The following is a 23,280-nucleotide window of genomic DNA, read 5'->3' as shown; positions in this document are numbered from 1 at the left end:
ATCTAAAATATTATACTTTTTTGAAAGAAAAATGCGCGTTATGAGCTTGGACAGCATAGATCGTCGTATTCTGATTCAGTTACAAAAGACCGGACGTATGTCAAATTCTGAACTGGCGGAGCGGGTCAATCTTTCGGCTTCTGCGTGCCACCGCCGTGTGCAGCGGTTAGAGACGGATGGCTACATAAAAGACTATGTTGCACTTCTTGACCCGCGCAAACTGGGTCGGCCGACCACCGTTTTTGTGGAAATTACGCTTTCGGGGCAGGCAGATGAAGTTCTTGACGCATTTGAACGTCAGGTTGCCAAAATACCCGATGTTCTGGAATGTCACCTTATGGCAGGCACCGCTGATTATTTGTTGAAAGTAGTCGCGCTCGACACTGAAGATTTTGCTCAGATTCACCGCCGCTATCTCGCGCGCCTTCCCGGGGTTGCGCAGATGCAGTCTAGCTTTGCGTTGCGCACGGTTTGCAAGACAACGGCTTTGCCAGTCTGACCAAACCTTTTTCCTTAAATATCCCCGCCGGAGGCTCCGGCGCTTGCAACACGTGTTGCCTTAGGGATACAAAAAACCCCCGGGGCGAGGCCGCGGGGGTCATTAAGTGGCAACCGAAGCTACCCAGGTTCACAAAAAAGCGGACGCTTAGAGCATTCCCTCGCGCTGTGCTTTTTTCCGAGCCAGCTTGCGAGCACGCCGAATTGCTTCGGCTTTCTCACGTGCTTTTTTCTCGGACGGTTTTTCGTAAGCTGTACGGAGTTTCATCTCGCGAAAGACACCCTCGCGTTGCAGCTTTTTCTTCAGGGCACGAAGCGCCTGATCGACATTGTTGTCGCGAACACTGACCTGCATGTGGTTTTCACCACCTTTCTAAGTTTGAGTTTGCAAAAATTGCAGGAAGCCGCCGTATAGCAAAGCGGTGCAGACTTGTCTACTACTGGAACAGACCCAAGATTGAGACTGAAAATGCAAAACAAAAATCCAATAATTGACGACTTGCTCGCCGCTGCTTTGCCCCATGTTGCCTTTGATGGGTGGAGCGATGCAACCTTCAAGGCCGCAGCGGATGATGTGGGTGTGGATATCTCGCTTGCGCGTTCACTGTGTCCAAGGGGGGCTGTCGATCTTGCGATCGCCTTTCACAAAGCGGGTGACGCGGCAATGGTGGAGCGTCTGGGTACAGAAGATCTTACTGACCTGCGATTTCGGGATAAAATCGCCGCTGCGGTGCGTTTCAGACTGGAAGCTATCGATGACAAAGACCTTGTAAGGCGCGGTTCCGCATTGTTTTCACTACCGCAGTATGCGGCGGATGGTGCGAAACTGATTTGGGGGACTGCAGATGCGATATGGATGAAGCTCGGTGACAGTTCAGACGATGTGAACTGGTATACGAAACGCGCAACGCTTTCCGCGGTATACGGCTCGACCGTTCTGTTCTGGCTTGGGGATGAAACACAAGGTCACACTGCGACTTGGGCGTTTTTGGATCGTCGGATCGAAGATGTAATGCAGTTTGAAAAATTTAAAGCCACTATGCAGAAAAACCCGTTGATCAGCCGGATGTTTGAAGCGACTTTAGGTCGGGTTCGCGCACCTGCTGCGCGCCCGATGCAAGATGTACCCGGCCAATGGGCTGATGATGTGAAAGAGACTCCATGACGCTTCCTGACACAATGCGCGCCGTAGAAATCACTACGCCCGGCGGCCCCGACGTTCTGAAACTGACAAACCGTCCCACTCCTGTGCCGAAATATGGTGAGATATTGATTCGCCTTAATTATGCTGGCGTGAACCGCCCGGATGCGTTGCAGCGGGCCGGAAGTTATGCGCCGCCGCCGACAGCAAGCGATCTGCCGGGTTTGGAAGGTGCAGGCCATGTTGCAGCGATTGGTGAAGGTGTCAGCGAATGGGCCGTGGGCGACGAAGTTTGCGCCCTGTTGCCCGGTGGCGGGTACGCCGAGTATGTGAAAACACCAGCAACCCATGCGCTTCCCGTGCCAGAGGGTATGGGTATGAAAGAGGCGGCCTGCCTGCCGGAAACATTTTTCACCGTCTGGTCCAACGTTTTTATGCGCGGCGGATTGTGTGCTGGGGAACGCTTTCTCGTCCATGGCGGGTCTTCCGGTATCGGCACGACAGCGATTCAGCTCGCGAGTGCCTTCGGTGCTCGGGTTTTTACAACAGCCGGGTCAGAAGAAAAATGTGAAGCCTGCCGCACTCTCGGCGCGGAGCAGACCGTAAATTATAAAGAAAACGATTTTGTCGAAGTTCTGCGTGCAGAAGGCGGGGCGAACCTTATCCTTGATATGGTGGGCGGGGACTACATCCCACGCAATGTAAAGGCGCTGGCGGACGAAGGACGTTTGGTTCAGATCGCGTTCCTGACGGGACCGAAGGTTGCCCTTAATTTCGCGCAGATTATGATGCGGCGTCTTGTTTTGACTGGCTCGACCCTCAGACCTCAGTCCGACCTTGCGAAAACACGGATCGCAGAAGAACTGCGAAATCAGGTTTGGCCATTGCTTGCATCGGGCCGTGTAGCGCCAGTCATGGATTCCGAGTTTCCACTCGCAGAGGCCGCCAAGGCACATGCGCGGATAGAAAGTTCTGGCCATATCGGAAAGCTCGTTCTGAAAATCTCCTGATCGGAATTGTCGGAAAACGGGCCTGCATGTCGGGTTTTCACCTGACTTTGGCTTGTGGATCGGGTTTTAACGCTGTGCGGACATGAAAAGGAAACGCATATGGCGTTGATGATGGGGATAGACACCGGCGGCACCTACACAGACGCGGTTCTGCTCCGTGACGAGCGTGACGTGTTGGCCAAGGCCAAGTCGCTGACCACACGTCATGATCTGGCGGAAGGCGTCGGCGCGGCAATCGAACGCGTGATGGATGAAAGCGGTGCAAAGCCCGGTGACATCGCTATGGTTTCGCTTTCCACGACGCTTGCGACCAATGCGCTTGTTGAAGGGCAGGGTGGCCGTGTGGCGCTGGTTTTTATTGGATTCGACGAAAAAGATCTGGAGCGTCAGGGCCTTTCCGAGTCGCTGAAGGGTGATCCCGTCGTGCGCCTTGCCGGGGGCCATAATCATGCAGGTGGCGAAGTCTGCCTACTGGAAATTGAAACGCTGCGAGATTGGCTGAAACAGCACGGCACTCAGATTTCCGGGTTTGCTGTGGCAAGCGCCTTTGCAACCCGAAACCCGGCGCATGAACTAGCGGCGCAGGCTTTGATCAAGGATGTGACTGGCAAGCCAGTCTCCTGCTCGCATCATCTTTCTTCAAAACTAAATGGCCCAAAGCGGGCAATGACGGCCGTGCTGAATGCCCGGTTGATTGGCATGATCGACCATTTGATTTCTGCGACGGAAAATTTACTCGCCACACGGAGGGTCGATGCCCCGCTTATGGTTGTTCGTGGCGACGGTGCATTGATTTCTGCTGACATGGCGCGCGAGCGGCCAATTGAAACTATTTTGTCAGGCCCAGCCGCATCGATTGTTGGTGCAAGTTGGTTGACAGGAGAGCCGAATGCGCTGGTGTCTGATATTGGCGGTACCACGACAGACGTAGCGCTGTTGCGTGATGGCAAACCCATGATTGACCCCGCAGGGGCGCGTGTTGGGGCCTTCCGCACGATGGTTGAGGCGGTGGCCATGCGCACAAGTGGTCTTGGCGGTGATTCAGAATTGCATCTCCACAATAAGGGTTTGAAAGGTCGCCTCTTTCTTGGGCCGCAAAGGGTTGTTCCTGTTTCCCTTACGGCGCAAAACTGGCCAGACCTTGTCCACGACACCTTGGATCGACAATTGTCTTCTGAGGTGAATATGGAAACCGACGGACGCTTTGTGGTGCCTATCTTGCGCGCTGATCGTTCACTGGCCGGGTTATCTGAACGTGAAGCGGCGCTTTTGGCGAGGATCGGGGAAGAAGCGCGCGCACTTTCAGGTTTAATGCAAAATCGTATGGAGAATGCAGCCCTGAAGCGTTTGGTGGAACGTGGTCTAGTGATGATCTCGGCAGCCACGCCTTCTGACGCGAGCCACGTTTTGGGGCGTATGGATATCTGGGACAAAAGCGCAGCTGAAAAAGCGTTGCATCTGTTTGGTCGCAAGCGGACCAACACGGGAGACAGGCTTGCATCTGTTTCAACAGAACTTGCACAGGCGATTGTGGATCAGTTGACCGAGCAGACGTCAGTCTTGCTGCTTGAGACCGCATTTGCAGAAGATCCCGCTTTCAAGGGCGACCCGGCTGATTTGGCAGTGCATGAATTGCTAAAGCAAGGCCTGATTCTGCACAGTGGACTTGTCGCGACCGATGTGCGGTTAAACATTCCGGTCATAGGTTTGGGGGCGTCTGCCCATGCTTACTATCCCGCAGTTGGTGACAGGCTTCGCGCCCCAATGATTTTGCCTGAGCATGCGGAAATCGCGAACGCGCTGGGTGCGGTCGTAAGCCAGATCAGCATTCGCGAAACCGCGACAATAACATCCCCTTCAAAGGGTCAGTTCAGGGTGCATCAGACTGACGGTATAAAGGATTTCTCAAGCGAAACTGAAGCAATGCACTACGCGGAAGATCATTTAACCAAGCTTGCTAAACAAGGGGCAAAGACTGCTGGTGCAGAAGATTTGCATATTAGCATAGACCGCGACATTCGGCGCACTGGTGAAAGTGGTGCTGATGATTTTCTGGATGCAGACGTGACAGTTACTGTATCCGGACGGCCGAGAATCGCCGAAGGGTAGCTGATTTGGGATGGAAGGCTAGCCCATTGAAACAAGTGTCAAAATTCCTAAATTTGACTCTTTAAACCTGTGTTAGACAGAGGCGTTGTAAATTCGAGAGCATACACATTTAAAAAACTTGCAGACCAGTTGGTTGCCGGGGTCAGATCGCGAGCGACAGTTGCCAAATAAAGCCATCACTTCGATTGTCGATATTTTCTTATTGGAAATTTTTCTGCCTGTTTCGACCATAAACATTGATATTTATCAATGAGTGGGCCGCTTCCATCCATAGACTTGAACTGAGGGGGGTTGCTATAGCCCGAGAATCTGGCGCTTACCCCCTAGGGCCTGCTTGTCGCATGGCCGGTTTCGTAGGGAGAATTGTAATGAACGTTAGACCAATCGCCACCGCATTCCTGATAGCATCCGGAATGGCTCTGGCTGGTTCCGCAGGGGCCGATGAAGGTGGAATGAATGAATATATGCAGTCTTGCTCTGGCTGCCACGGACCAAACGCTTTAGGCGACGGAGAAATGGCAGAATTCATGACAATTAAAGTTCCGGATCTTACAATGTTGAAGCAGGGAAATGACGGCGTTTTCCCGATGCTGAGGGTAATCCATTCCATTGACGGTCGTACAGGTGTGCGCGGTCATGGTACTGAGATGCCGATCTGGGGCCTTCAGTACAAAGATGCGGTCATGGAAGATGCTGGGGTTTACGGTGCTGAAACGATTATTCGTGGTCGGGTGTTATCGATTGCTTATTATCTGGAATCTATCCAGCAATAGAGGTGAACGTTAAACTACATGCCGCCGTTTCGATCTTGCGAAGGCGCTGGAACCGGCGGCACCAACTTGGATTGCTCTGAGTCTACGTTTGCTTATCCAGTTCCCACAAAGTTTACTGCAAACCATAACAATTAGATTGTGGGGGCTATGCGTTTCGGAGTTTTAATTTTTTTAGCTGCCTGGCTTCCTGTCAGTGCTTCATTGGCAGATGGGCGTGAACGACAGCTTGCGAGTTGGCATCGCAATGCCAGCGAGAAATGTTTGATAACAGTTGATTCAAGCGCTGTCTCGCCAGACCAAACCAGATTAAGAACCGTGCTGGATATCATCGACAGCATTTATCCCGAGGGAAATCCTTTTCTAGATCTTGCAAGGGACCAGAAAACAGCAATCTGCATCGAAGATCGCTCGGCCCCGGAGCTCGGATTTTTCGATGCTGCACTGAATTTGATTGCTTTGCATTTTTCTCTAAACCTTGATGAAACGGTCGTGATTTTAACCCACGAGCTTCGTCACTTGGACCAGTATTCAAGGGGTTTTTGCCAATCGGCACGTTTTGATGTGAAGGAAGAGGTGCGCTTTACCTATGTTATTGAAGCCGATGCGATGGCCGTCACAGCACATGAAATCTGGAGAATGAAAGAATTGGGGTATTCAGGCCCTTGGTATGCCCTGGAACATCTTGGCCACTATAACGATGTCGCTCAATCTTATGCGGAGATTGCCGGCAACGATGGGACAGCAGATGCCGCTTTAACGGCAGCGTTTGATCAATGGTTTACGTCCGAGTGGCGGCGGGACACCTATGAATTGGCGACATGTATGTTCTACTACGACGAATTGGATCGCACGAATACAATACAGAGTTACGGATTGCGGTCTGACAGTCTTTTGCAGAACGTGTGCGTCTTACCGGATGGCAGCCGATACAAATGTGATTTGCCTGCGCGCTAGAATATAGTTTCTTGCTAACGCACAATTTCCATTATCGCACGCTCCATTGCGCAATCGCGTCTGGTATCGGGTCCGCATTTGCGGAATTCCATTTCGAGCGTCATGCAAATGCGCGCTTCCTGTATGTAGCCGGACTCGCAGGTAATTGTAATCATCTCAGCGGTCAGATCAGGGTTGGATTGCAGAAACGCTTCCTCAACCACAGATGCAGGCAGGCGGATTGCATTAGGAAGACGCCGGAAAACAGGCGGGCGTGTGACAGATCGATATGCGCGGCGCGCGGCGGCGTAATAATCTTCAGAGGATAAACCCGAACAGCGGCCATGTTTCTGCCATTGGTGCCATGCAAGTCCGCCCGACCCCATGATGTCTGTCATTGCACGGGTTTGTCTGCGGGATGGGTTGCGAAAACGACTGTTGCAGAAGCTCGGCCAGCCATTTTCGTATTGCGGCCAGAGACCGTGCATAATCCATCCATAGTCGTGTCTTGCATCACATTGGTCAGCGTTTCGCGCATCACCCGCAAGCGCACACCAGTTTGGGGACCATGAAAGGGAAAGGATGTAATAGTCGAAAGTACCCGCTTGCTCACCCTCGGCCTTTGCAACGGTCGCAGTTAAGAGCAGCACAAACAACCAACGCATTTTCTCTTTCCTCTTTTGCTGTTCGGCACTATATAGCTCTCAAGTTCCCCTACAATGAGAACCCGTCCCGATCCGGGGCTGCCCCTTCAAGGGCGTGGGGAAGATGTGTTTAAGGAGAGAGTAAATGGCCAAACCGATCATGGCAAAAGCAACCGCCGTCTGGCTGGTGGACAACACGACCCTGACATTCAAGCAGGTCGCAGACTTTTGCGAGCTTCACGAACTTGAAGTACAAGGTATTGCCGATGGCGACGTGGCCGCGGGTGTCAAAGGTTTTGACCCGATTGCGAACAACCAACTTACTGCAGAAGAAATCGAAAAAGCCGAGAAAGACCCGAACCACAAGCTGGTCCTGAAATTTAATGCTGCAGCAGTCGGTGAAGAAAAACGCCGAGGGCCACGTTACACGCCGCTCAGCAAACGGCAGGATCGTCCTGCGTCTATTCTGTGGCTGGTCAAGTTCCACCCCGAACTGACGGATGGTCAGATTTCAAAGCTGGTTGGGACGACCAAGCCAACCATTCAGGCGCTGCGTGATCGCACCCATTGGAACATCTCCAACATCCAGCCGATCGACCCGGTCGCTTTGGGGCTGTGCAAACAGTCTGAACTTGATGCCGCTGTGCAAAAAGCAAATGCCAAGAAAGCACGCGAAGGCGAAGTGATGTCTGATGACGAACGTCGCAAGCTCGTAAGCACCGAACAGTCGCTGGGTACGGAAGCCGAGCCGCGCATGCCGTCTTCTATAGTCGGTCTTGAAACATTCTCGTTGACGGATGACCGCGAAGAAAAAGAAGAAGAGGCTGTTCCAGACGCTGACACCTTCTTCAACTTGCCCAATAATGATACGGATGAAGACGAAGACTGATCTTACCGGTTACTGAAAAATCGAGCTCCGGCGCTCTGGCTCCGGGGCTTTTTTTAGGCTGATTGACGACTGTCCAAACCCAGCAATTGAATATAAATCTGTATGTTGAAAATAGTTCTTGCAACGACTCAACCACAGCTCTAAACGCGCGCTGAATAGACGCCAACGCACGCGCCTCTGGCCGGTGGTCCGTACTCCACCCGTGTTTACGTAGCGACGGTAACGTCTCCCTTGGAAGTGAGCGGTCATATATGGCCGGGTCTATTGGAGATGACCATGAACGCTATCGTAACCGACATTGTCGGCGGCGCTGTTGCCGACCATACCCGCAACATCAACGCCTTTATCCGCGCTACACATTTTGACCATCCGACATTGGTTCTGGATCGCTCAATAGTTGCCGAGCAGTATGATGCCCTGAAACTTGGCTTGGGACGTGCCAACATTCACTATGCGGTAAAAGCAAACCCTGCGCGCGAAATTCTTGAAGTTCTGATTGCAAAGGGATCTCACTTCGATGCGGCGTCGCGTGGCGAGATTGAGCTTTGTCTCTCTTTGGGTGCGGCCCCATCTGACATTTCTTTCGGAAATACAGTAAAACGCGCAAGCGATATCGCCTTTGCGCATCAGGCCGGTTTGACCATTTTCGCGGCTGATGCCGAAGAAGAGCTTGAAAAAATTGCTGAAAACGCACCAGATGCAGAGGTTTACATTCGTCTGATTGTGGATGCTTCTGAGGCAGACTGGCCGCTTACCCGCAAATTTGGCTGTGCACGGGATAAGGCGCTTGGCTTGTTGGCATACGCGACAAACCTTGGTCTTCGTCCTGTCGGTTTCTCGTTTCATGTGGGTTCCCAAACCCGCCGCGCTGAAATGTGGCGTACAACACTGGATCAGGTCGCAGACGTCTGGCGCGCCGCACAGAATGCTGGGTATGTGCTTGATCTGTTGAATATCGGCGGCGGATTTCCGGCGTTTTACGGCGAAGCGATTCAACACCCAACGGCTTATGCTGCTGAGGTGATGGCTCAAGTCACCGCGCGCTTTGGCGATGTTGCACGCATCATGGCGGAACCTGGCCGTGGAATGGTTGCTGAAGCAGGGATGATTGCGGCAGAGGTTCTGCTGGTTTCCCGCAAGTCTGACAATGACATGCACCGCTGGGTGTATCTAGACATAGGTAAATTTTCAGGCTTGGCCGAAACAATGGACGAAGCGATCCGCTATCAGTTTGTAACGGACCGTGACCACGAAGATATGGGCCCCTGCATTCTAGCCGGTCCAAGCTGTGATAGTGCTGACGTCCTTTACGAAAAGAAGCTTATCGGTCTGCCGCTGGGGCTGCGTTCTGGCGATAAGGTGATCATTCGCAACTGCGGGGCGTACACATCCAGCTATTCTTCGGTCGGCTTTAACGGTTTCCCCCCGCTGGACGTTGTTGTGATTTAGTGCAGGTAGAGTGGGTGCTCACGCACCCACTCATTCATCTGCGGCGAATAGTTTACTCTGCCGGGTGAAGATCACCTAGTCCAACGACAGCTTTGACGAACCCCTCAAATTGTTTTTCCACCGGAAAAGGTTCGGGGATGGAAAACCCTCTCCAAACGGAGGGGCGTTCTGAAACCCGGTCCCACCACTGTTTGAGATGCTGGTTTTGGTTTAGGGGAAAGCCCCCGCAGGCGGGATGAATTTCACAAAGACGTATCCAGGGCGCGACGGCGATATCGGCAATGGTGAATTCGTTTCCGGCCAAATAGTCCCGTGTCGCCAGACGAGCGTTCAGCACTCCCATAATCCTGGAAACCTCGCTAAAGTAACGAGCGGTTACTTTAGGAAACTCGTTACCCCATGCCGCTGCGAACACGAGGTACTGTCCAAGCATCGGGCCAAGAGACGCTACCTGAAACATAAGCGCTTCGATTGTCGCCGTGCGCGCGACTGGTTCGGCTGGCAGAAGCTTCCCGAATTTTTCAGCGAGGTGGATCAGAATTGCACCGGATTCTGTCACGACCAGGCCGTCGTCTATCAGGACAGGAATCTTTTGGTTGGGGTTCATTTCTGTAAAGTCGGGTGCCAATTGTTCGCCTCCTAAGAAAACCTGATGTACCTTGTAGGGAAGGCCCAGTTCTTCGAGTGCAATTGAGATTTTCAACCCATTTGGCGTTGCATCTGTATATAGATCAATCATAGCTTTTTCCTTTTCCGGTGCAAAAATGTGGATACCTATTTGCAAACTTGAAATTATTACTTCTCAGTAGGCTTAACAATTCTTGAAAACTCCAGAGCGGTGGTGCAAAAATCAACCAATGGAAAATTGGGATAATGTCAGAGTATTTTTAGCTGTCGCGCGCCATGGCTCGGTCAGGGCAGCGTCAAATGCTTTGCAACTGAACCATTCGACTGTTCTTCGGCGGGTGTCGCAGATGGAAGCTCAGTTAGGGGCGAGGCTGTTTGAAAAACTCCCAACCGGGTACGAATTGACACCTGCCGGGGCTGAGATTCAGTCACTCGCTGAGGAGATGGAGCAGTCGTCCTCACTTTTGCAATCTCGTGTGTTTGCAAGGGATCAACGGCTGACAGGCAAGCTGAGGGTCGCGATGCCACCATCGTTGGTTGCCGACCTATTGATGCCCGATTTGGCTGATTTTTCGCGTGAACACCCAGAAATAGAGCTTCAGATCATATCATCATATGAACCGGTCAACCTGACGCGCAGACAGGCGGATGTCGCCATTCGGCTTGTCTATGATCAGTTCTCTCTGCCGCAGCACCTTGTAGGGCAACGACTACACGACGTGTATCGCGGAGTGTACATTTCTCAGGCATTGTTAAACGAGTCAGCTTACTCTGAGAGAGATTGTAACAAGTGGATTTTGAAAGAGGAAGACAACGGTCTTCCCGACTGGGCCTTGGTTGGGAGCGATCCAACCAGCGTTCCGCCTATGAAAGTGAATGACGTTTTTTCCCAACTCGCAGCCGTTCGCGCAGATATAGGAAAGGCCATTTTACCATGCTTCGTTGCGGATGCGGACATGGCTCTTGTTCGGGTTCCCAAGAGCGAGATTGCGTTCTACGGAACCTTGTGGATGTTGACCTATGGGGACACCCGGAAGACAAATCGCGTACGGTTATTTGGGAAGTTCATCAAGGAACGAGTGGACGCACACGCGGAGTTGCTGAAAGGGAAATCCCCAGTTGATGCATCAATGAAATAGGGACACTCTCCTATAGAACACGAACTCTGAAGTACGCGTTTTGTTGTTCAGAAATTAGCTTGTGATAGAGTTGGTAAGAGAGACTGACCGCATAAAAAGGACGGCTGGCCATGTTGCAAAAGAATGTCTTTCCCATCGAAAAAATTCGTGTGCCCGTGAAGCGCATGAAAACTTTGGATCCTGCCAAGGTCGAAGAAATTGCAGAGAGCATACTGGAAGAAGGCCAGATTACTCCGATACGGCTGCGCGAAGATGGTGACAGGTTTGTGTTGATTGAAGGGCTGCATCGACTGGAAGCGCTCAAGGCGCTGGGCGAAGAGAGTGTTGATGGCTATTTGGTGCATGCACGGTTGCACTAACGATGTAAGCGGCGCGACAGAGCAACCAAAAAAATAGATTGGTGACAGCGGACCCGATTAAACGCTTTTGCGTGCTTTTAATGCTGCGGAAATGGTTCCGTCATCCAGGTAGTCAAGCTCACCACCAATCGGGACCCCTTGCGCAAGCGACGTAACCTGAACGTCGCTTCCTTCAAATTGTTCGGCGAGGTAATGGGCGGTCGTTTGTCCGTCGATCGTTGCATTCAGCGCAAGGATAACTTCTTTGACCTCTTCGCTGATCACCCGGTCAACAAGTTTTGGAATGCGCAAATCTTCGGGTCCAACCGCATCAAGGGCTGACAGGGTTCCGCCAAGCACGTGATAACGTCCCTTGAAGACCTGTGAGCGTTCCATGGCCCAGAGGTCAGCAACGTCTTCAACAACGCAAATTTCGCCGTTTGCGCGTTTTTCAGACTGGCATATTTCGCACAGGTCAGATGTGCCGATGTTCCCACAATTCAAACATTCGCGCGCTGAAACCGCGACCGCATGCATGGCATCCGCAAGCGGGTTCAATAGTAAACCGCGCTTTTTGATCAGGTGTAACACCGCACGGCGCGCCGAACGCGGGCCAAGGCCCGGCAGCTTAGCCATCAGTTCGATCAGATGATCAATGTCGCGGGGCGCATCGGACACTCGGCGCGCCTCAGAACGGCAGATTCATGTCGGCAGGCAGACCCATGCTTTCGGTCAGGCGCTTCATTTCGTCCTGCGCGCGCTCCGATGCTTTAACCTGGGCGTCTTTAACGGCTGCAAGGATGAGATCTTCGACAACTTCTTTGTCATCCGCGTTGAAGATAGAGGGATCTATATCCAATGCTGTAAGTTCACCTTTTGCTGTTGCAGTTGCTTTAACCAGCCCCGCACCGCTTTCACCCGTGACGGCGATATTGTTCAGGTTCTCTTGCATCTCAGCCATCTTGCCCTGCAATTCTTGTGCCTGCTTCATCATCTTTGCCATGTCACCGAGTTGGCCTAGTCCTTTAAGCATACTTTTTCTCCTACATCTTAGCGGCGTGTATTCCGCGAAATCTTAAATTCGTTTTCAGGCAGCATATCGCAGTACAGTGCATAATGGGCAAGTGTGACAGAGCAATGCAAACATGCAATTTTAACTTTGAATCGGACGCGCACTTGAAACTGTTACCCACGTCAGGATGCGCGTTCGGTTTTGTCATTCTTCTTCAAACGGGTCCCATTCATCTTCGACCTCGGGCAAGGCAACTGCGGCGGCATCGGTTTCAATATCTTTTGCAGTTCTGATTTCCGTAATGCGGGCGGCCGGAAAGGTCGACAGAACCGCCTGTACCAAAGGATGCGCGCGCGCCTCTGATTTCAGGGCCTCCCCATCAGCATCACGCGTTTCGGCGATTGTTGCGGCGCCGCCGTTATCAACAACGCTGATCGCCCAGCGTGCACCTGTCCACCCTTGCAAACGCTGGCCGAGCCTTTGGGCCAAGTCGCGGGGCGCGTCCGCTGTCGGTTCAAACTCGACCCGCCCAGGCGCGTAGCTGACTAGCCGCAGGCCGTTTTCGACATCAACCAACAATTTAACGTCCCGGTTGGCGCGGATCAGCTCAACGACCTGCTCAAACCGGGTATACAGCGCAAGTGCATTCTCAGGCGCTTGGGCCAGCGCAACGACGGAACCATTGCCCATTGCAGAGCTGGATCTGAAAGACGCATCAACCCCGGATGTTTGCGAAGCACCTTCGTTCCCACCTTTGTGGGAACTGGCCTGTGATCTTTCGGACCCGCCGGAAGTGCGTGCGCCGCCACCGCCACCGCCAGATGGGGGAGGCGTTTCGTCCTGAAGCTTGCGCACGAGGTCTTCGGGTGAAGGCAAATCAGCGACATGTGTAAGCCGGATAATCGCCATTTCCGCAGCCATCATCGCGTTTGGTGCCATTGCCACTTCTTCCAACGCCTTTAGCAGCATCTGCCACATCCGGGTCATGACGCGCATCGGCAGCACTGCTGCCATTGCCTGACCGCGTGTTCGCTCGTCCGGAGAAACTGTTGGGTCTTCCGCTGCTTCAGGGGTTATTTTTATCACCGAAACCCAATGCGTAATTTCGGCAAGATCACGCAGCACGGCCATTGGGTCAGCGCCGTCTGCATATTGGGCTGACAACTCGCTCATCGCGCTGGCGGCGTCACCTTTCATAATCATGTCAAACAAGTCGAGCACGCGGCCACGATCCGCGAGACCAAGCATCGCACGCACCTGGTCGGCGGTTGTTTCGCCCGCGCCGTGGCTGATCGCCTGATCAAGCAGCGATGTTGCGTCGCGCGCCGAACCCTCAGCAGCCCGTGTGATCAATGCGAGCGCGTCTTCGGTAATCCCGGCTTTCTCTGAAGCCGCAATCTTCTTCAACAAGGCAATCGTCACTTCCGGCTCGATCCGTCGCAGATCAAACCGCTGGCAGCGCGACAGCACAGTGACGGGCACTTTGCGGATCTCGGTTGTCGCAAAGATGAATTTCACATGTTCGGGTGGTTCTTCCAGCGTCTTCAGCAATGCGTTAAACGCATTGGTCGACAGCATGTGAACCTCATCAATGATGTAAATTTTGTAGCGAGCACTGGCTGCACGATAATGAACTGACTCAATAATCTCGCGGATGTCGCCGACCCCGGTGCGGCTGGCCGCGTCCATTTCCATCACATCAACATGGCGTCCTTCCATGATCGCAACGCAATGTTCGCATTTCCCGCAAGGTTCTGTTGTTGGGCCACCGGTGCCATCTTCACCAATGCAGTTTATTCCCTTGGCAATAATGCGCGCGGTTGTGGTTTTTCCGGTTCCGCGAATTCCGGTCATGATAAAAGCTTGCGCGATCCGGTCTGCCTCGAACGCGTTCTTTAGAGTGCGCACCATAGCGGTTTGTCCGACAAGATCGGCAAATGTTTCCGGCCGGTACTTACGCGCTAAAACCTGATAGCCGGAATCGGGATTATCTGACATCTTGCCTCTCGGGTGGTGGACCATGAACAGACTAAGCGCAGTCGTTGCCAAGGTCCAGCGTTGCGCGTGCAATTACGCTCTTCGGTATTAGGATTTGTCATTCCTAGGGTGGCGAAGTGCTTTATAGCCAATGGAAGATTGATCTGTCTCAAAAATTTCACGGCAGGGCGACTAAGAAAGGACAAAACACAATGGAACTCCTGATGTTCAGATTGGCAGAATTGCGCGCAGGTGCTGGTTGGCTGGGGCTGTCGTCTTTGCCGGGACGCAACGGAAACTACCAAACAGATTTGGCTCAGATGTTGGCATGGCGACCCCAGCTTGTGCTTTCAATGACCGAAATGAAAGAAATGGAACTTTTTGGCGCCAAATCGTTGGGTAGTGATCTGTCTAAAGCAAATGTAGAATGGCGGCATCTGCCAATTGCCGATTTTGGAGCGCCAGAACCCGCAACAGCAGCAAATTGGCCCGAAGCATCAAAAAAGGCGCACGCTATCCTCGCATCAGGCGGTCGGGTTCTTGTGCACTGCAAAGGCGGGTGCGGGCGCTCTGGAATGGCAGTGCTTCGTTTGCTTGTTGAGCGGGGTGAAAGCCCTGAAGAGGCGCTGGCCAGCTTGCGACGCGAAAATCCGGATGCTGTTGAAACCAAGGAACAATACCTGTGGGCGGCCCACCCCTAAAAGCGGGCCGTTGCCACGCTAACGCCCCTTTCGGGTTTTGCTTTCAGTGATAATGCGTTTGGTCATGCGCTTGAAATCACGTTGTCTTTTGCGAGATTCTGCTATTGTCTCTTCGTTGCGGGCATCTTCTTCTTCCAGCTTTTGCCAACGTTGAAGCCGCGCTGCGTCAAGAACCCCTTCTGCAATCGCCTTCTGTATCGCGCACCCAGGTTCTTTGCCGTGTGAGCAATCGCGAAACCGGCAGTTCTGCGCCAGTTCTTCGAGATCGGCAAACACCGAACTGATCCCTTCCGAAACCGAGTGCAGCCTAAGCGCCCGCATTCCCGGCGTATCAATCAGCCAGCTTCCATTTGACACTGGATAAAGAGACCTTGCTGTAGTTGTGTGGCGTCCTTTTGAATCATCGTCCCGTATACCTGCTGTCGATATATCAGCCCCTGCGAGCATGTTTGTCAGCGTCGATTTTCCGACCCCGGATGAGCCAAGCAACGCCGCTGTCTGTCCTTTGCGCCACCAGTCAAAAAGCTGGTTGACATCTTCTGGGTCTTTTGCATTAAGCGCGATGACAGGCATATCGGCAGACAGGCTTTGCGCGCGCCGTATGTAGCTATCTGGGTCACTCGCAAGGTCGGCTTTGGTAAGCACCATAACGGGCTGAATACCCGCATCATGTGCGAGAACCAGATACCGCTCCAACCGTGCTTCGTTGAAATCATCGTTGCACGATGTTGTTATGAATAGCGTATCAACATTGGCGGCAATCAACTGGTTCTGAACATCGGTCCCAGCGGCGCGGCGCTCGAGAACTGTCCTTCGCTCCAGACAACGTACAATCCGGTTGTTTGAATCCGCAAGAACCCAATCACCAACAGCCAGATCCGCTGTTGTCATATCAGGGGGTGTTGTAAGGGTTGTCGCACCTTTTTCCGACAACGCGGTCACAGTGGCGCGTTGCACCTCTGAAATTCGCATCGGGGTGAAAGATTCGAGGTCTTCGACGTCAAGTTGCATCGAAAAAAAGGCTGACCAGCCTAGGTCAGATAAAGTATAGATCATTGTTCTGCCTGAGTTTTTAACAAGAAAATACCCTTCCGCAGCAAATGTGCGCGAAGAGCGTTGTGAAACAGGCAGGACAGCCGGGGCAAATGCCGGATCAGCAATTCCCTGCCTGAGGCATCACGATTGCAATCATAAAATCCCTCCTTGGTCAGGGTTGCGTAAGTGAGAGGCTGGACAGCGACCCAAGCGGGTCTCGTTGCGGCTGCTTCCTTCCGGATCTGACCGGGTTGGCGAGGCGCTCGCCCGCGCCAACCTCTCAACCGCTATTTAGGACAGGTTGCACGGATTCGCAAGCTTAGCCGTAAAGAAGGCTCGGGATGCGGCGCAGGACATCTGATGATCTTTTTGCACGCGCCATGGTCCAACCACCCTGTATTGCAAGCAATAGCGTTTCTGCCGCCTTACCTGCGTCGTCGGTTTCAAGTCCAAGGCGACTAGCCTGTCTGATTATGCTTTCGGTCCAGTCAGTATAAATCTGGTCAGCAAAGTCCCGAAACTCTTCGTTCCCGGGCCCGTCAAACAAGGCCGAGGATACCGGGCAACTTTGCCATTCCTGTGCGGTGTCAAAGAACTTTGCCAGTTTGTAACAAAGCGTGGTCGCGCCATCCTGAAAATCCGAAGCACCTTCAAAGGCCGCATCAATGATTTCCAGCATTCCCTCCGACGCCCAGCTTGCAGCAGCTTTCGCAAGATCGGCTTTTCCAGCCGGAAAATGATGATACAGCGATCCTTTCGGTGTCTCGCTTTTCAACAGAATTTCAGCGATCCCGGTGCCGTGAAAGCCCTTTTCCCGAAAGAGCCTTGCAGCTGTTTTGATCAGGCGCGTGCGTGTATCTGTCTCCAACATATTCATACAACGTCTCATAAACGGTCTAGACCGATTGGTCTAGAGATGTTATTAGACCGATCAGTCTAGTCGCAGGAATCAACGATGAGCACGCAGCAAACCACGGCAGAACCGGTAGTTGAAGACGTGTCCTTTCGCGCAGATCGTGCAAAGCTTTCTGGCCGGTTGTACCAACCATCCGGGTCCCCCAAAGCGGCGATCGTCATTCATGGCGCGACCGGAGTACCCCAGAGTTTTTACCGGCACTTCGCAGGTTGGCTCGCGACAGAAGGTTACACCTGTCTGACATATGACTATCGCGATACAGGTGCCTCTGCCACGGGACACTTGAAAAACTCAAAGGCCACAATGGCGGAATGGGGTGTGGCCGATCAACCTGCGGCTCAGCGCGCTCTGGAGAAATTCGTGCCTGACACACCGGTTTGGGCGATTGGTCATTCACTTGGCGGGATGATGTTGCCTTTTCACGAAGGCGCCTCACGCCTTTCACGAGTCATAACCGTTGCGAGTGGGCCGGTGCATTTTCGTGACCACCCCTGGCCGTATCGTGGCATTGCAGCAGCCTTCTGGTGGGGGCCCGCACCGGGGCTTGTGCGACTCCTGGGCTATTTGCCCGCACGCTGGCTGGGTATGGGCCCCGACTTGCCAAAGGGTGTCTACTGGCAATGGCGCAAGTGGTGCACAACGGCGGGTTTCACGCTCTCGGACGTTGGCTACAGTTTACCGCTGCCTGACTGGAAAGCCGTGCAGGCCCCTGTAAAACTCGTCGCAGTCGCAGATGACGACCTCGTTCCGCCAACCGCTGTCTGGCGTCTGATGCAACAGTTCCCGGAGGCTTCTAAAAAACAGCTTGTTTTGCGACCGTCTGAATTTGGGTTGAAGAAAATCGGGCATGTCGGGGCTTTCAGGCGCGAGAATTCTTCGGTCTGGCCAAAGCTCATCGCGTTTGATTGATGATGGGTGCCTCCACTCTTTTGTTGCGTTAACCCAACTTTCTTTTCCCAAAAATATCCCCGCCGGAGGCAGAAGTATTGCCAGGCGGATCACCTAACTGACAATTGCCATTGTTGAACCGGCGTGGCAGACAGGCCGCTAAAGAGGTCTCGACAGTGAAAATTGCAGAACAGGTAACTTTTGGTGGCTCAGGGCTTGATCGTTTAGGGCAATTGCGTGGGCAGCCAGACCGGATCGAGGCGTTTTGGCAAGAGGTAACTGCAGCCGTCCTGCCCGTCTGGCGTGGCAAACCCCTTATCGCCGGGTCGGAACGAAATGCCATCGGTTTGGTCGCTACCGATCACGAACTGGTCTCACTCGCTGCCGAAGCCCCTGTTTTTCTTGGGCTCGACAGGGGCGCGCCACGTTTTTCGATTGATGTTTCCGCGTGGCAACCAGAGGAACTGGATGACTCAACCTTGGGGCTTTTTCTTGACCCGAGCGAGCAACATTTCCCGGGTTTGCCCGAAGACCTTCGCTTTACTGAGTTGCGCAGTGTCATGTCATCGCTCGGCCCACGCGATGCAGAGCTTATCGCAACCGCAAAGGCGGTCCTAAGCTGGCACGAAAGTCACCAGTTTTGCGCAAAATGCGGTGAAAAAACTGTTCCGGCAATGGCCGGGTGGCAGCGTAACTGCCCTCAGTGTAACGCCTCTCATTTCCCGCGGACAGATCCGGTTGTCATCATGCTGATCACACATGGCAATGATGTTTTGATGGGGCGTAGCCCCGGCTGGCCTGAGGGAATGTTTTCACTTTTGGCTGGGTTCGTTGAGCCGGGTGAAACCATTGAAGCTGCGGTTCGGCGTGAGGCCGAAGAAGAATCAGGCATACGCGTCGGTCGCGTAGATTACCTGGCAAGCCAGCCCTGGCCCTTTCCAACATCACTCATGTTTGGGTGCTGGGGGGAGGCGCTAAACCGGGCGATTGTGATAGACCTGGACGAAATCGAGGAAGCTATGTGGGTATCGCGCGAAGAGATGATGAAAGCTTTTGCGGGCGATCACCCGGTTCTTAAACCAGCCCGAAAAGGTGCAATAGCGCATTTCATTTTGTCAAACTGGCTTGCAGACCGGCTCGATTGACGCGAAAACGAGTTACAGGGCAGCAGAGCGGATAAATGAAGTTTTCGACAAGAGAAGACATAGAAGCACCAATAGAGCATGTGTTTCAGGCAATTTCCGATTTTGACGGCTTTGAACGGTCGGCATTGCGCCGTGGTGCCGAAGTTCAACGTCGGGAAAGGCTGACCGAACCCGGTGCCGAGAAGGGTTGGGATATTGGATTCGAATTTCGCGGCAAACCTCGCCGGATTGTAGCAGAGCTTACACATTTCGACGCACCAAACGGATTGCAGGTCGCCACTGCGACGCCCGGTATCGCGGGAGATCTGGTTGCAGAACTTGTACCGCTCTCGCGTAGTCGCACGCGACTTCGTTTTTCGCTAGAGATGCGGCCAACATCGCTGGGGGGTCGTCTAACCATCCAGTCGCTGAAACTTGCAAAGGGAAACCTTACACGGCGCTTTGTTGCTCGTGTCGCCAAGTTCGCGATTGATGTTGAAGACCGCTACAAAAAGTATTAGTGCCGACGCGGGTCTGCCGGGTAAACGCCCATCAGCGAAACCTCTGATGTGAAATACTCAAGCTCTTCCATCGCAAGCTGGACATTCTTGTCATCAGGATGGCCCTCGATTTCTGCATAAAACTGTGTTGCATAGAACGAACCGTCAACCATGTAGCTTTCGAGCTTGGTCATGTTAACCCCGTTTGTCGCAAAACCACCCATAGCTTTGTACAACGCCGCAGGAAGGTTTCGCACACGAAACACAAAACTGGTCATCATGCCGTCCGCTCCGCGGCGTTTCAGATTCGGTTCGCGGGACATGAGCAAAAAGCGCGTGGTGTTTTTACCGTGGTCTTCGATATGGCGGGCCAAAACATCCAGCCCATATATTTCGCCGGCCAATTCAGAGGCAAGTGCTGCGTGCTCCGGGTTACCATCTGCTGCGACTTGTTTGGCAGAACCGGCCGTGTCAGCACCAGTGATGCGGTGGATCCCGTGTTCAGCAAGGAATTCTCTGCACTGACCCAGAAGGACAGGGTGGCTCATGGCCGAGTCGATTTGCTCAAGACGCGTCCCGGGCAGGGCAAGCAAATTGATATGGACGCGCACAAATGCCTCGTCCACGATGTGCAGTCCTGAATTTGGTAGCAAGTGATGAATATCAGCAACACGTCCGTATGTGGAGTTTTCGACCGGCAGCATCGCAAGGTCGGCCTCACCCTTCCGAACGACCTCGATTGCATCTTCAAAAGTGCGACAAGGAAGGGCTTCGAGATTCGGGCGCGCCTCGCGGCAAGCCTGGTGGGAATAGGCGCCGGGCTCTCCCTGAAATGCGATCCGTCCTGTCATTTTCGTCAACTCCTGTGCCGTATGGGGCGTTTTTTTTCATAAAGGGCGATTGGTCGCGGTAACTATACCTTGCGGAAAGGCAGGGGAAGCGGATAGATAACCCGAAATTTCGAACAAAATGGAACGCGACATGTTCGACACTATGACAATGACTAAAATTGTAGGCGGCTTCTGCGGCGCCTTTCTGGTTTTCCTTCTTGGAGGCTGGGCGGCGGAATCGCTTTATCATATCGGCGGCGGGCATGGTGACGAACATGCAGCGGCGTACCCAATCGAGGTCGACGGAGACGATCACGGTGGTGAAGTCGAGGAAGGCCCAGATTTTGCTACTTTGCTAGCATCTGCAGATGCAGAACGCGGCGAAAGGGTGTTTGGTAAATGTAAAGCTTGCCACTCTGTAGAAGAGGGCGCGCATGGCACCGGGCCAAGCCTGTTCAGAATCGTTGATCGTGATATTGCTGCCATTGATGGTTATGCGTACTCAGGAACAGTCGCCGGCCTCGAAGGTAACTGGACAGCTGACGAGCTTAACGCTTTCCTCGAAAGCCCAAAAGGATATGCACCTGGCACCAAGATGACATTCAACGGTCTTGGAAAAGTTGAGGACCGCGCAAATCTGGTGGCTTACCTGCAAACGCTGACGAACTGATCCGGCGTTTCTGTTTTATTTTGGGGCTGTTTCTTTTCAGAAGCGGCCCCATTTTTTTGCGCATTTTTGTACCAAGAACTGGAATCACTGTTAGTTCACGGAATATCAACTTGATTGTTGCTCTGCGCTATCTAGGTTGTTTCATAACTAGATTGTTGAGAACACATCCACTGGAGGACTTTATGCCCGATTGCCAAATTGCCATGCGTGATCTGAGAATTTTGGGCATTGGAACATTTCTTAGCGTTCTGTTTGTGGCTTTGTTCTGGAGCCAGCTGGCCCAAGCTGAAAATGAAATAATCCGCAGTCACGGCATTTCGACTTTGGGAGAGCTGAAATACGGCCCCGACATTTCCCATCTGGACTATGTGAACCCTGAGGCCCCAAAGGGCGGTGAAATCTCGATTTGGGCGTTTGGTTCATTTGATTCGATGAATCCCTACAGCACCAAGGGGCGCTCTGGCGCAATGTCGAACGCCTTTTTTGAGTCACTTCTGACGGGTACGGCAGATGAGATCGGGTCGTCATACGGGCTGATTGCGGAATCGCTTGAATATCCGAAAGACAGGTCATGGGTTATCTTCAATATGCGTCCGGAAGCGCAGTTCTCCGATGGGACACCACTGACCGCCGACGATGTTCTGTTCTCTTACGAGATTATTCTTGAGCAGGGTTTGCCAAGCTACCGTGCCGTTCTGAGTTCACAGGTTGAACGCGCAGAGGTGCTTGGCCCGCATCAGGTGAAGTTTACATTCAAGGAAGGTGTGCCTACGCGCGACCTGCCGGAAACGGTTGGTGGGCTGCCGATATTTTCCAAGACATTTTTCGAAGAAAACGACCGTAACCTGGAAGATAGTTCGCTTCAGCCGTTTCTTGGGTCTGGCCCGTACGTCCTTGCTGAAATGGACGAAGGCCAATCACTGATTTACGCCTATAACCCTGACTATTGGGGGGCTGATCTGGCGATAAACGTTGGGCGCAACAACTTTGAACGTATTCGAATCGAATACTACGCTGACTACAATGCGGCGTTTGAAGGTTTTAAAGGCGGGAGCTACACGTTCCGCAACGAGGCCTCTTCGAAAATCTGGGGTACGGGATATGACTTTCCGGCCATCGACAACGGTTGGGTGAAAAAGGTTGAACTTCCTGATGGGTCTGTCGCAACCGGGCAATCATTTGTTTTTAATCTACGCCGCCCACAGTTTCAGGACATTCGCGTTCGCGAAGCGATCGGACTGATGTTCAATTTCGAATGGTCAAATGAGACATTGTTTTACGGTCTCTACGAACGAATTCATTCGTTCTGGGAAAACACAGAGCTGGCCGCATCCGGCATGCCTAGTACTGCCGAGCTCGCCTTGCTAGAGCCCTTGGCTGATTTACTTCCACCCGGGGTTCTTGATAGCGAGCCGGTGTTGGCGCCGGAGTCGCGCACGCGACAGTTCGATCGGGGTAATTTGCGAAAAGCCTCTGCATTGCTTGATGAAGCCGGTTGGATTGTTGGTGACGATGGATTGCGGCGCGACGCGAATGGCCGGATGCTTCGGATTGAATTTCTGAATGACAGCCAAACCTTTGATCGTGTGATTAATCCGTTTGTCGAGAATTTGCGACGCTTGGGTGTCGATGCAAGGCACGAACGCGTTGACAATGCGCAGGCAATTAACCGGGAACGGTCCCATGATTTCGATTTTGTGACAACGCAGTTCCCCCTTGGTTATATTCCAGGGGCAGGACTGCGCCAGTACTTTGGCTCCGCCACGGCTGATACCTCTGTCTTCAATACAATGGGGCTGAAGAATGAGGCAGTAGACAATCTTGTCGCGCATGTTGAGGCTGCGCAAACGCAGGAAGAACTGGAAACCGCAATCCATGCATTGGACCGGGTTTTACGGGCAGAACGGTTTTGGGTTCCCCAATGGTTTAAGGATTCCCACACTGTCGCCTATTACGATATGTTTGAGCATCCCGAAGAATTGCCACCATACTCTCTGGGGCATCTGGATTTCTGGTGGTATAACGCAGAAAGAGGCGAAGAGCTGCGCGCCGCCGGCGCGTTTCAATAAAAACAAGA

25 protein-coding genes and 1 other RNA gene are annotated in these 23,280 nt (G+C 52.9%); 16 read left to right on the top strand and 10 right to left on the bottom strand.

From position 1 onward, the window contains the following. Positions 1 to 40: 40 nt before the first annotated feature. Positions 41 to 499 (top strand): Lrp/AsnC family transcriptional regulator, encoded by a 459-nt coding sequence (locus tag J4E70_RS10830; RefSeq protein ID WP_213889292.1) that lies wholly within the window; start codon positions 41 to 43, stop codon positions 497 to 499. A 147-nt stretch (positions 500 to 646) separates the two neighbouring features. Here J4E70_RS10830 and rpsU read toward each other — a convergent pair whose 3' ends face one another. Continuing rightward, positions 647 to 853 (bottom strand): 30S ribosomal protein S21, encoded by a 207-nt coding sequence (gene rpsU / locus J4E70_RS10825; protein WP_213889290.1) that lies wholly within the window; start codon positions 851 to 853, stop codon positions 647 to 649. Between the two features lie 114 nt (positions 854 to 967). On the opposite strand from rpsU, the gene J4E70_RS10820 reads away from it, so the two are divergent. The 5 genes from J4E70_RS10820 (at position 968) to J4E70_RS10800 (ending at position 6,485) form a co-directional block, all read left to right on the top strand. Next, positions 968 to 1,663 (top strand): COQ9 family protein, encoded by a 696-nt coding sequence (locus tag J4E70_RS10820; protein WP_213889288.1) that lies wholly within the window; start codon positions 968 to 970, stop codon positions 1,661 to 1,663. Further along, positions 1,660 to 2,649, top strand: a complete 990-nt coding sequence (locus J4E70_RS10815; RefSeq protein WP_213889286.1) for an NAD(P)H-quinone oxidoreductase — start codon at positions 1,660 to 1,662, stop codon at positions 2,647 to 2,649. Before J4E70_RS10820 ends, J4E70_RS10815 begins: the two co-directional genes overlap by 4 nt. A 99-nt stretch (positions 2,650 to 2,748) precedes the next feature. Further along, positions 2,749 to 4,758, top strand: coding sequence for a hydantoinase/oxoprolinase N-terminal domain-containing protein (locus J4E70_RS10810; RefSeq protein WP_213889285.1), 2,010 nt, complete (start codon positions 2,749 to 2,751; stop codon positions 4,756 to 4,758). 368 nt (positions 4,759 to 5,126) lie between these two features. Then, positions 5,127 to 5,531 (top strand): c-type cytochrome, encoded by a 405-nt coding sequence (locus tag J4E70_RS10805; RefSeq protein WP_213889284.1) that lies wholly within the window; start codon positions 5,127 to 5,129, stop codon positions 5,529 to 5,531. Positions 5,532 to 5,678: 147 nt separating this feature from the next. Further along, positions 5,679 to 6,485 carry a DUF6782 family putative metallopeptidase gene (locus J4E70_RS10800; RefSeq protein ID WP_213889283.1) on the top strand — a complete coding sequence of 269 codons (807 nt, stop codon included), beginning with the start codon at positions 5,679 to 5,681 and terminating at the stop codon, positions 6,483 to 6,485. 14 nt (positions 6,486 to 6,499) lie between these two features. Here the strand turns inward: J4E70_RS10800 and J4E70_RS10795 are convergent, their stop codons facing one another. After that, positions 6,500 to 7,129, bottom strand: coding sequence for a ribonuclease T2 family protein (locus J4E70_RS10795; RefSeq protein ID WP_213889282.1), 630 nt, complete (start codon positions 7,127 to 7,129; stop codon positions 6,500 to 6,502). A gap of 124 nt (positions 7,130 to 7,253) precedes the next feature. Between J4E70_RS10795 and J4E70_RS10790 the strand changes: the two genes are divergently transcribed. Continuing rightward, positions 7,254 to 7,997, top strand: a complete 744-nt coding sequence (locus tag J4E70_RS10790; RefSeq protein ID WP_213889279.1) for a DUF1013 domain-containing protein — start codon at positions 7,254 to 7,256, stop codon at positions 7,995 to 7,997. A gap of 276 nt (positions 7,998 to 8,273) precedes the next feature. Continuing rightward, positions 8,274 to 9,446: a type III PLP-dependent enzyme gene (locus J4E70_RS10785; protein ID WP_246531705.1), complete on the top strand. Its 1,173-nt coding sequence runs from the start codon at positions 8,274 to 8,276 to the stop codon at positions 9,444 to 9,446. A 52-nt stretch (positions 9,447 to 9,498) separates the two neighbouring features. On the opposite strand, the gene J4E70_RS10780 is transcribed toward J4E70_RS10785, so the two are convergent. After that, a complete protein-coding gene (locus tag J4E70_RS10780) occupies positions 9,499 to 10,185 on the bottom strand; it encodes a glutathione S-transferase family protein (protein ID WP_213889275.1) in 687 nt (228 codons plus the stop codon). A 118-nt stretch (positions 10,186 to 10,303) separates the two neighbouring features. Between J4E70_RS10780 and J4E70_RS10775 the strand changes: the two genes are divergently transcribed. Then, positions 10,304 to 11,212: a LysR family transcriptional regulator gene (locus J4E70_RS10775; RefSeq protein WP_213889274.1), complete on the top strand. Its 909-nt coding sequence runs from the start codon at positions 10,304 to 10,306 to the stop codon at positions 11,210 to 11,212. Between the two features lie 110 nt (positions 11,213 to 11,322). Further along, positions 11,323 to 11,571: a ParB N-terminal domain-containing protein gene (locus tag J4E70_RS10770; RefSeq protein ID WP_213889273.1), complete on the top strand. Its 249-nt coding sequence runs from the start codon at positions 11,323 to 11,325 to the stop codon at positions 11,569 to 11,571. Between the two features lie 57 nt (positions 11,572 to 11,628). On the opposite strand, the gene recR is transcribed toward J4E70_RS10770, so the two are convergent. The 3 genes from recR to J4E70_RS10755 form a co-directional block, all read right to left on the bottom strand. After that, positions 11,629 to 12,228, bottom strand: a complete 600-nt coding sequence (gene recR / locus J4E70_RS10765) for a recombination mediator RecR (RefSeq protein WP_213889271.1) — start codon at positions 12,226 to 12,228, stop codon at positions 11,629 to 11,631. A 10-nt stretch (positions 12,229 to 12,238) separates the two neighbouring features. Beyond that, the gene (locus J4E70_RS10760; RefSeq protein WP_213889270.1) at positions 12,239 to 12,583 is read right to left on the bottom strand and encodes a YbaB/EbfC family nucleoid-associated protein; all 345 of its coding nucleotides are present in this window, start codon (positions 12,581 to 12,583) and stop codon (positions 12,239 to 12,241) included. Positions 12,584 to 12,766: 183 nt separating this feature from the next. Further along, the gene (locus tag J4E70_RS10755; protein ID WP_213889269.1) at positions 12,767 to 14,560 is read right to left on the bottom strand and encodes a DNA polymerase III subunit gamma/tau; all 1,794 of its coding nucleotides are present in this window, start codon (positions 14,558 to 14,560) and stop codon (positions 12,767 to 12,769) included. 191 nt (positions 14,561 to 14,751) lie between these two features. Between J4E70_RS10755 and J4E70_RS10750 the strand changes: the two genes are divergently transcribed. Further along, positions 14,752 to 15,240, top strand: coding sequence for a protein-tyrosine phosphatase family protein (locus J4E70_RS10750; protein WP_246531704.1), 489 nt, complete (start codon positions 14,752 to 14,754; stop codon positions 15,238 to 15,240). 18 nt (positions 15,241 to 15,258) lie between these two features. Here the strand turns inward: J4E70_RS10750 and rsgA are convergent, their stop codons facing one another. The 3 genes from rsgA to J4E70_RS10735 all read right to left on the bottom strand — a co-directional run bounded on the left by rsgA (position 15,259) and on the right by J4E70_RS10735 (position 17,152). Continuing rightward, positions 15,259 to 16,296, bottom strand: a complete 1,038-nt coding sequence (gene rsgA / locus J4E70_RS10745) for a ribosome small subunit-dependent GTPase A (protein WP_213889268.1) — start codon at positions 16,294 to 16,296, stop codon at positions 15,259 to 15,261. A gap of 164 nt (positions 16,297 to 16,460) precedes the next feature. Beyond that, an RNA gene (gene ffs, locus J4E70_RS10740) (signal recognition particle sRNA small type) lies at positions 16,461 to 16,557 on the bottom strand. A gap of 37 nt (positions 16,558 to 16,594) precedes the next feature. Continuing rightward, entirely contained in the window at positions 16,595 to 17,152 is a 558-nt protein-coding gene (locus J4E70_RS10735) for a TetR/AcrR family transcriptional regulator (RefSeq protein WP_213889267.1), read from the bottom strand. A gap of 78 nt (positions 17,153 to 17,230) precedes the next feature. Between J4E70_RS10735 and J4E70_RS10730 the strand changes: the two genes are divergently transcribed. From J4E70_RS10730 to J4E70_RS10720, 3 genes are all read left to right on the top strand, one after another. Beyond that, entirely contained in the window at positions 17,231 to 18,100 is an 870-nt protein-coding gene (locus J4E70_RS10730; RefSeq protein WP_213889265.1) for an alpha/beta hydrolase family protein, read from the top strand. Between the two features lie 155 nt (positions 18,101 to 18,255). Next, positions 18,256 to 19,224: an NAD(+) diphosphatase gene (gene nudC / locus J4E70_RS10725; protein WP_213889263.1), complete on the top strand. Its 969-nt coding sequence runs from the start codon at positions 18,256 to 18,258 to the stop codon at positions 19,222 to 19,224. 35 nt (positions 19,225 to 19,259) lie between these two features. Beyond that, positions 19,260 to 19,724: an SRPBCC family protein gene (locus tag J4E70_RS10720; protein WP_213889262.1), complete on the top strand. Its 465-nt coding sequence runs from the start codon at positions 19,260 to 19,262 to the stop codon at positions 19,722 to 19,724. On the opposite strand, the gene J4E70_RS10715 is transcribed toward J4E70_RS10720, so the two are convergent. After that, positions 19,721 to 20,554 carry a prephenate dehydratase gene (locus J4E70_RS10715; RefSeq protein ID WP_213889261.1) on the bottom strand — a complete coding sequence of 278 codons (834 nt, stop codon included), beginning with the start codon at positions 20,552 to 20,554 and terminating at the stop codon, positions 19,721 to 19,723. The genes J4E70_RS10720 and J4E70_RS10715 overlap by 4 nt on opposite strands. 130 nt (positions 20,555 to 20,684) lie before the next feature. Here J4E70_RS10715 and J4E70_RS10710 point away from each other — a divergent pair, with 130 nt between their 5' ends. Then, a complete protein-coding gene (locus J4E70_RS10710) occupies positions 20,685 to 21,203 on the top strand; it encodes a c-type cytochrome (RefSeq protein ID WP_213889260.1) in 519 nt (172 codons plus the stop codon). Between the two features lie 182 nt (positions 21,204 to 21,385). Then, positions 21,386 to 23,272: an extracellular solute-binding protein gene (locus J4E70_RS10705; protein ID WP_213889258.1), complete on the top strand. Its 1,887-nt coding sequence runs from the start codon at positions 21,386 to 21,388 to the stop codon at positions 23,270 to 23,272. The last annotated feature ends 8 nt before the right edge of the window (positions 23,273 to 23,280 follow it).

Source organism: Pseudohalocynthiibacter aestuariivivens (assembly GCF_018457175.1).
GTDB classification, from domain to species: Bacteria; Pseudomonadota; Alphaproteobacteria; order Rhodobacterales; family Rhodobacteraceae; genus Pseudohalocynthiibacter; species Pseudohalocynthiibacter aestuariivivens.
This window is presented reverse-complemented; position numbering and strand designations above follow the sequence as displayed.

Bases quoted from the DNA above. Each gene is read 5' to 3' on its own strand.
- J4E70_RS10830 (WP_213889292.1), top strand. From the start codon at position 41: ATGAGCTTGGACAGCATAGATCGTCGTATTCTGATTCAGTTACAAAAG.
- rpsU (WP_213889290.1), bottom strand. From the start codon at position 853: ATGCAGGTCAGTGTTCGCGACAACAATGTCGATCAGGCGCTTCGTGCC.
- J4E70_RS10820 (WP_213889288.1), top strand. From the start codon at position 968: ATGCAAAACAAAAATCCAATAATTGACGACTTGCTCGCCGCTGCTTTG.
- J4E70_RS10815 (WP_213889286.1), top strand. From the start codon at position 1,660: ATGACGCTTCCTGACACAATGCGCGCCGTAGAAATCACTACGCCCGGC.
- J4E70_RS10810 (WP_213889285.1), top strand. From the start codon at position 2,749: ATGGCGTTGATGATGGGGATAGACACCGGCGGCACCTACACAGACGCG.
- J4E70_RS10805 (WP_213889284.1), top strand. From the start codon at position 5,127: ATGAACGTTAGACCAATCGCCACCGCATTCCTGATAGCATCCGGAATG.
- J4E70_RS10800 (WP_213889283.1), top strand. From the start codon at position 5,679: ATGCGTTTCGGAGTTTTAATTTTTTTAGCTGCCTGGCTTCCTGTCAGT.
- J4E70_RS10795 (WP_213889282.1), bottom strand. From the start codon at position 7,129: ATGCGTTGGTTGTTTGTGCTGCTCTTAACTGCGACCGTTGCAAAGGCC.
- J4E70_RS10790 (WP_213889279.1), top strand. From the start codon at position 7,254: ATGGCCAAACCGATCATGGCAAAAGCAACCGCCGTCTGGCTGGTGGAC.
- J4E70_RS10785 (WP_246531705.1), top strand. From the start codon at position 8,274: ATGAACGCTATCGTAACCGACATTGTCGGCGGCGCTGTTGCCGACCAT.
- J4E70_RS10780 (WP_213889275.1), bottom strand. From the start codon at position 10,185: ATGATTGATCTATATACAGATGCAACGCCAAATGGGTTGAAAATCTCA.
- J4E70_RS10775 (WP_213889274.1), top strand. From the start codon at position 10,304: ATGGAAAATTGGGATAATGTCAGAGTATTTTTAGCTGTCGCGCGCCAT.
- J4E70_RS10770 (WP_213889273.1), top strand. From the start codon at position 11,323: ATGTTGCAAAAGAATGTCTTTCCCATCGAAAAAATTCGTGTGCCCGTG.
- J4E70_RS10760 (WP_213889270.1), bottom strand. From the start codon at position 12,583: ATGCTTAAAGGACTAGGCCAACTCGGTGACATGGCAAAGATGATGAAG.
- J4E70_RS10755 (WP_213889269.1), bottom strand. From the start codon at position 14,560: ATGTCAGATAATCCCGATTCCGGCTATCAGGTTTTAGCGCGTAAGTAC.
- J4E70_RS10750 (WP_246531704.1), top strand. From the start codon at position 14,752: ATGGAACTCCTGATGTTCAGATTGGCAGAATTGCGCGCAGGTGCTGGT.
- rsgA (WP_213889268.1), bottom strand. From the start codon at position 16,296: ATGATCTATACTTTATCTGACCTAGGCTGGTCAGCCTTTTTTTCGATG.
- J4E70_RS10735 (WP_213889267.1), bottom strand. From the start codon at position 17,152: ATGAATATGTTGGAGACAGATACACGCACGCGCCTGATCAAAACAGCT.
- J4E70_RS10730 (WP_213889265.1), top strand. From the start codon at position 17,231: ATGAGCACGCAGCAAACCACGGCAGAACCGGTAGTTGAAGACGTGTCC.
- J4E70_RS10720 (WP_213889262.1), top strand. From the start codon at position 19,260: ATGAAGTTTTCGACAAGAGAAGACATAGAAGCACCAATAGAGCATGTG.
- J4E70_RS10715 (WP_213889261.1), bottom strand. From the start codon at position 20,554: ATGACAGGACGGATCGCATTTCAGGGAGAGCCCGGCGCCTATTCCCAC.
- J4E70_RS10710 (WP_213889260.1), top strand. From the start codon at position 20,685: ATGTTCGACACTATGACAATGACTAAAATTGTAGGCGGCTTCTGCGGC.
- J4E70_RS10705 (WP_213889258.1), top strand. From the start codon at position 21,386: ATGCCCGATTGCCAAATTGCCATGCGTGATCTGAGAATTTTGGGCATT.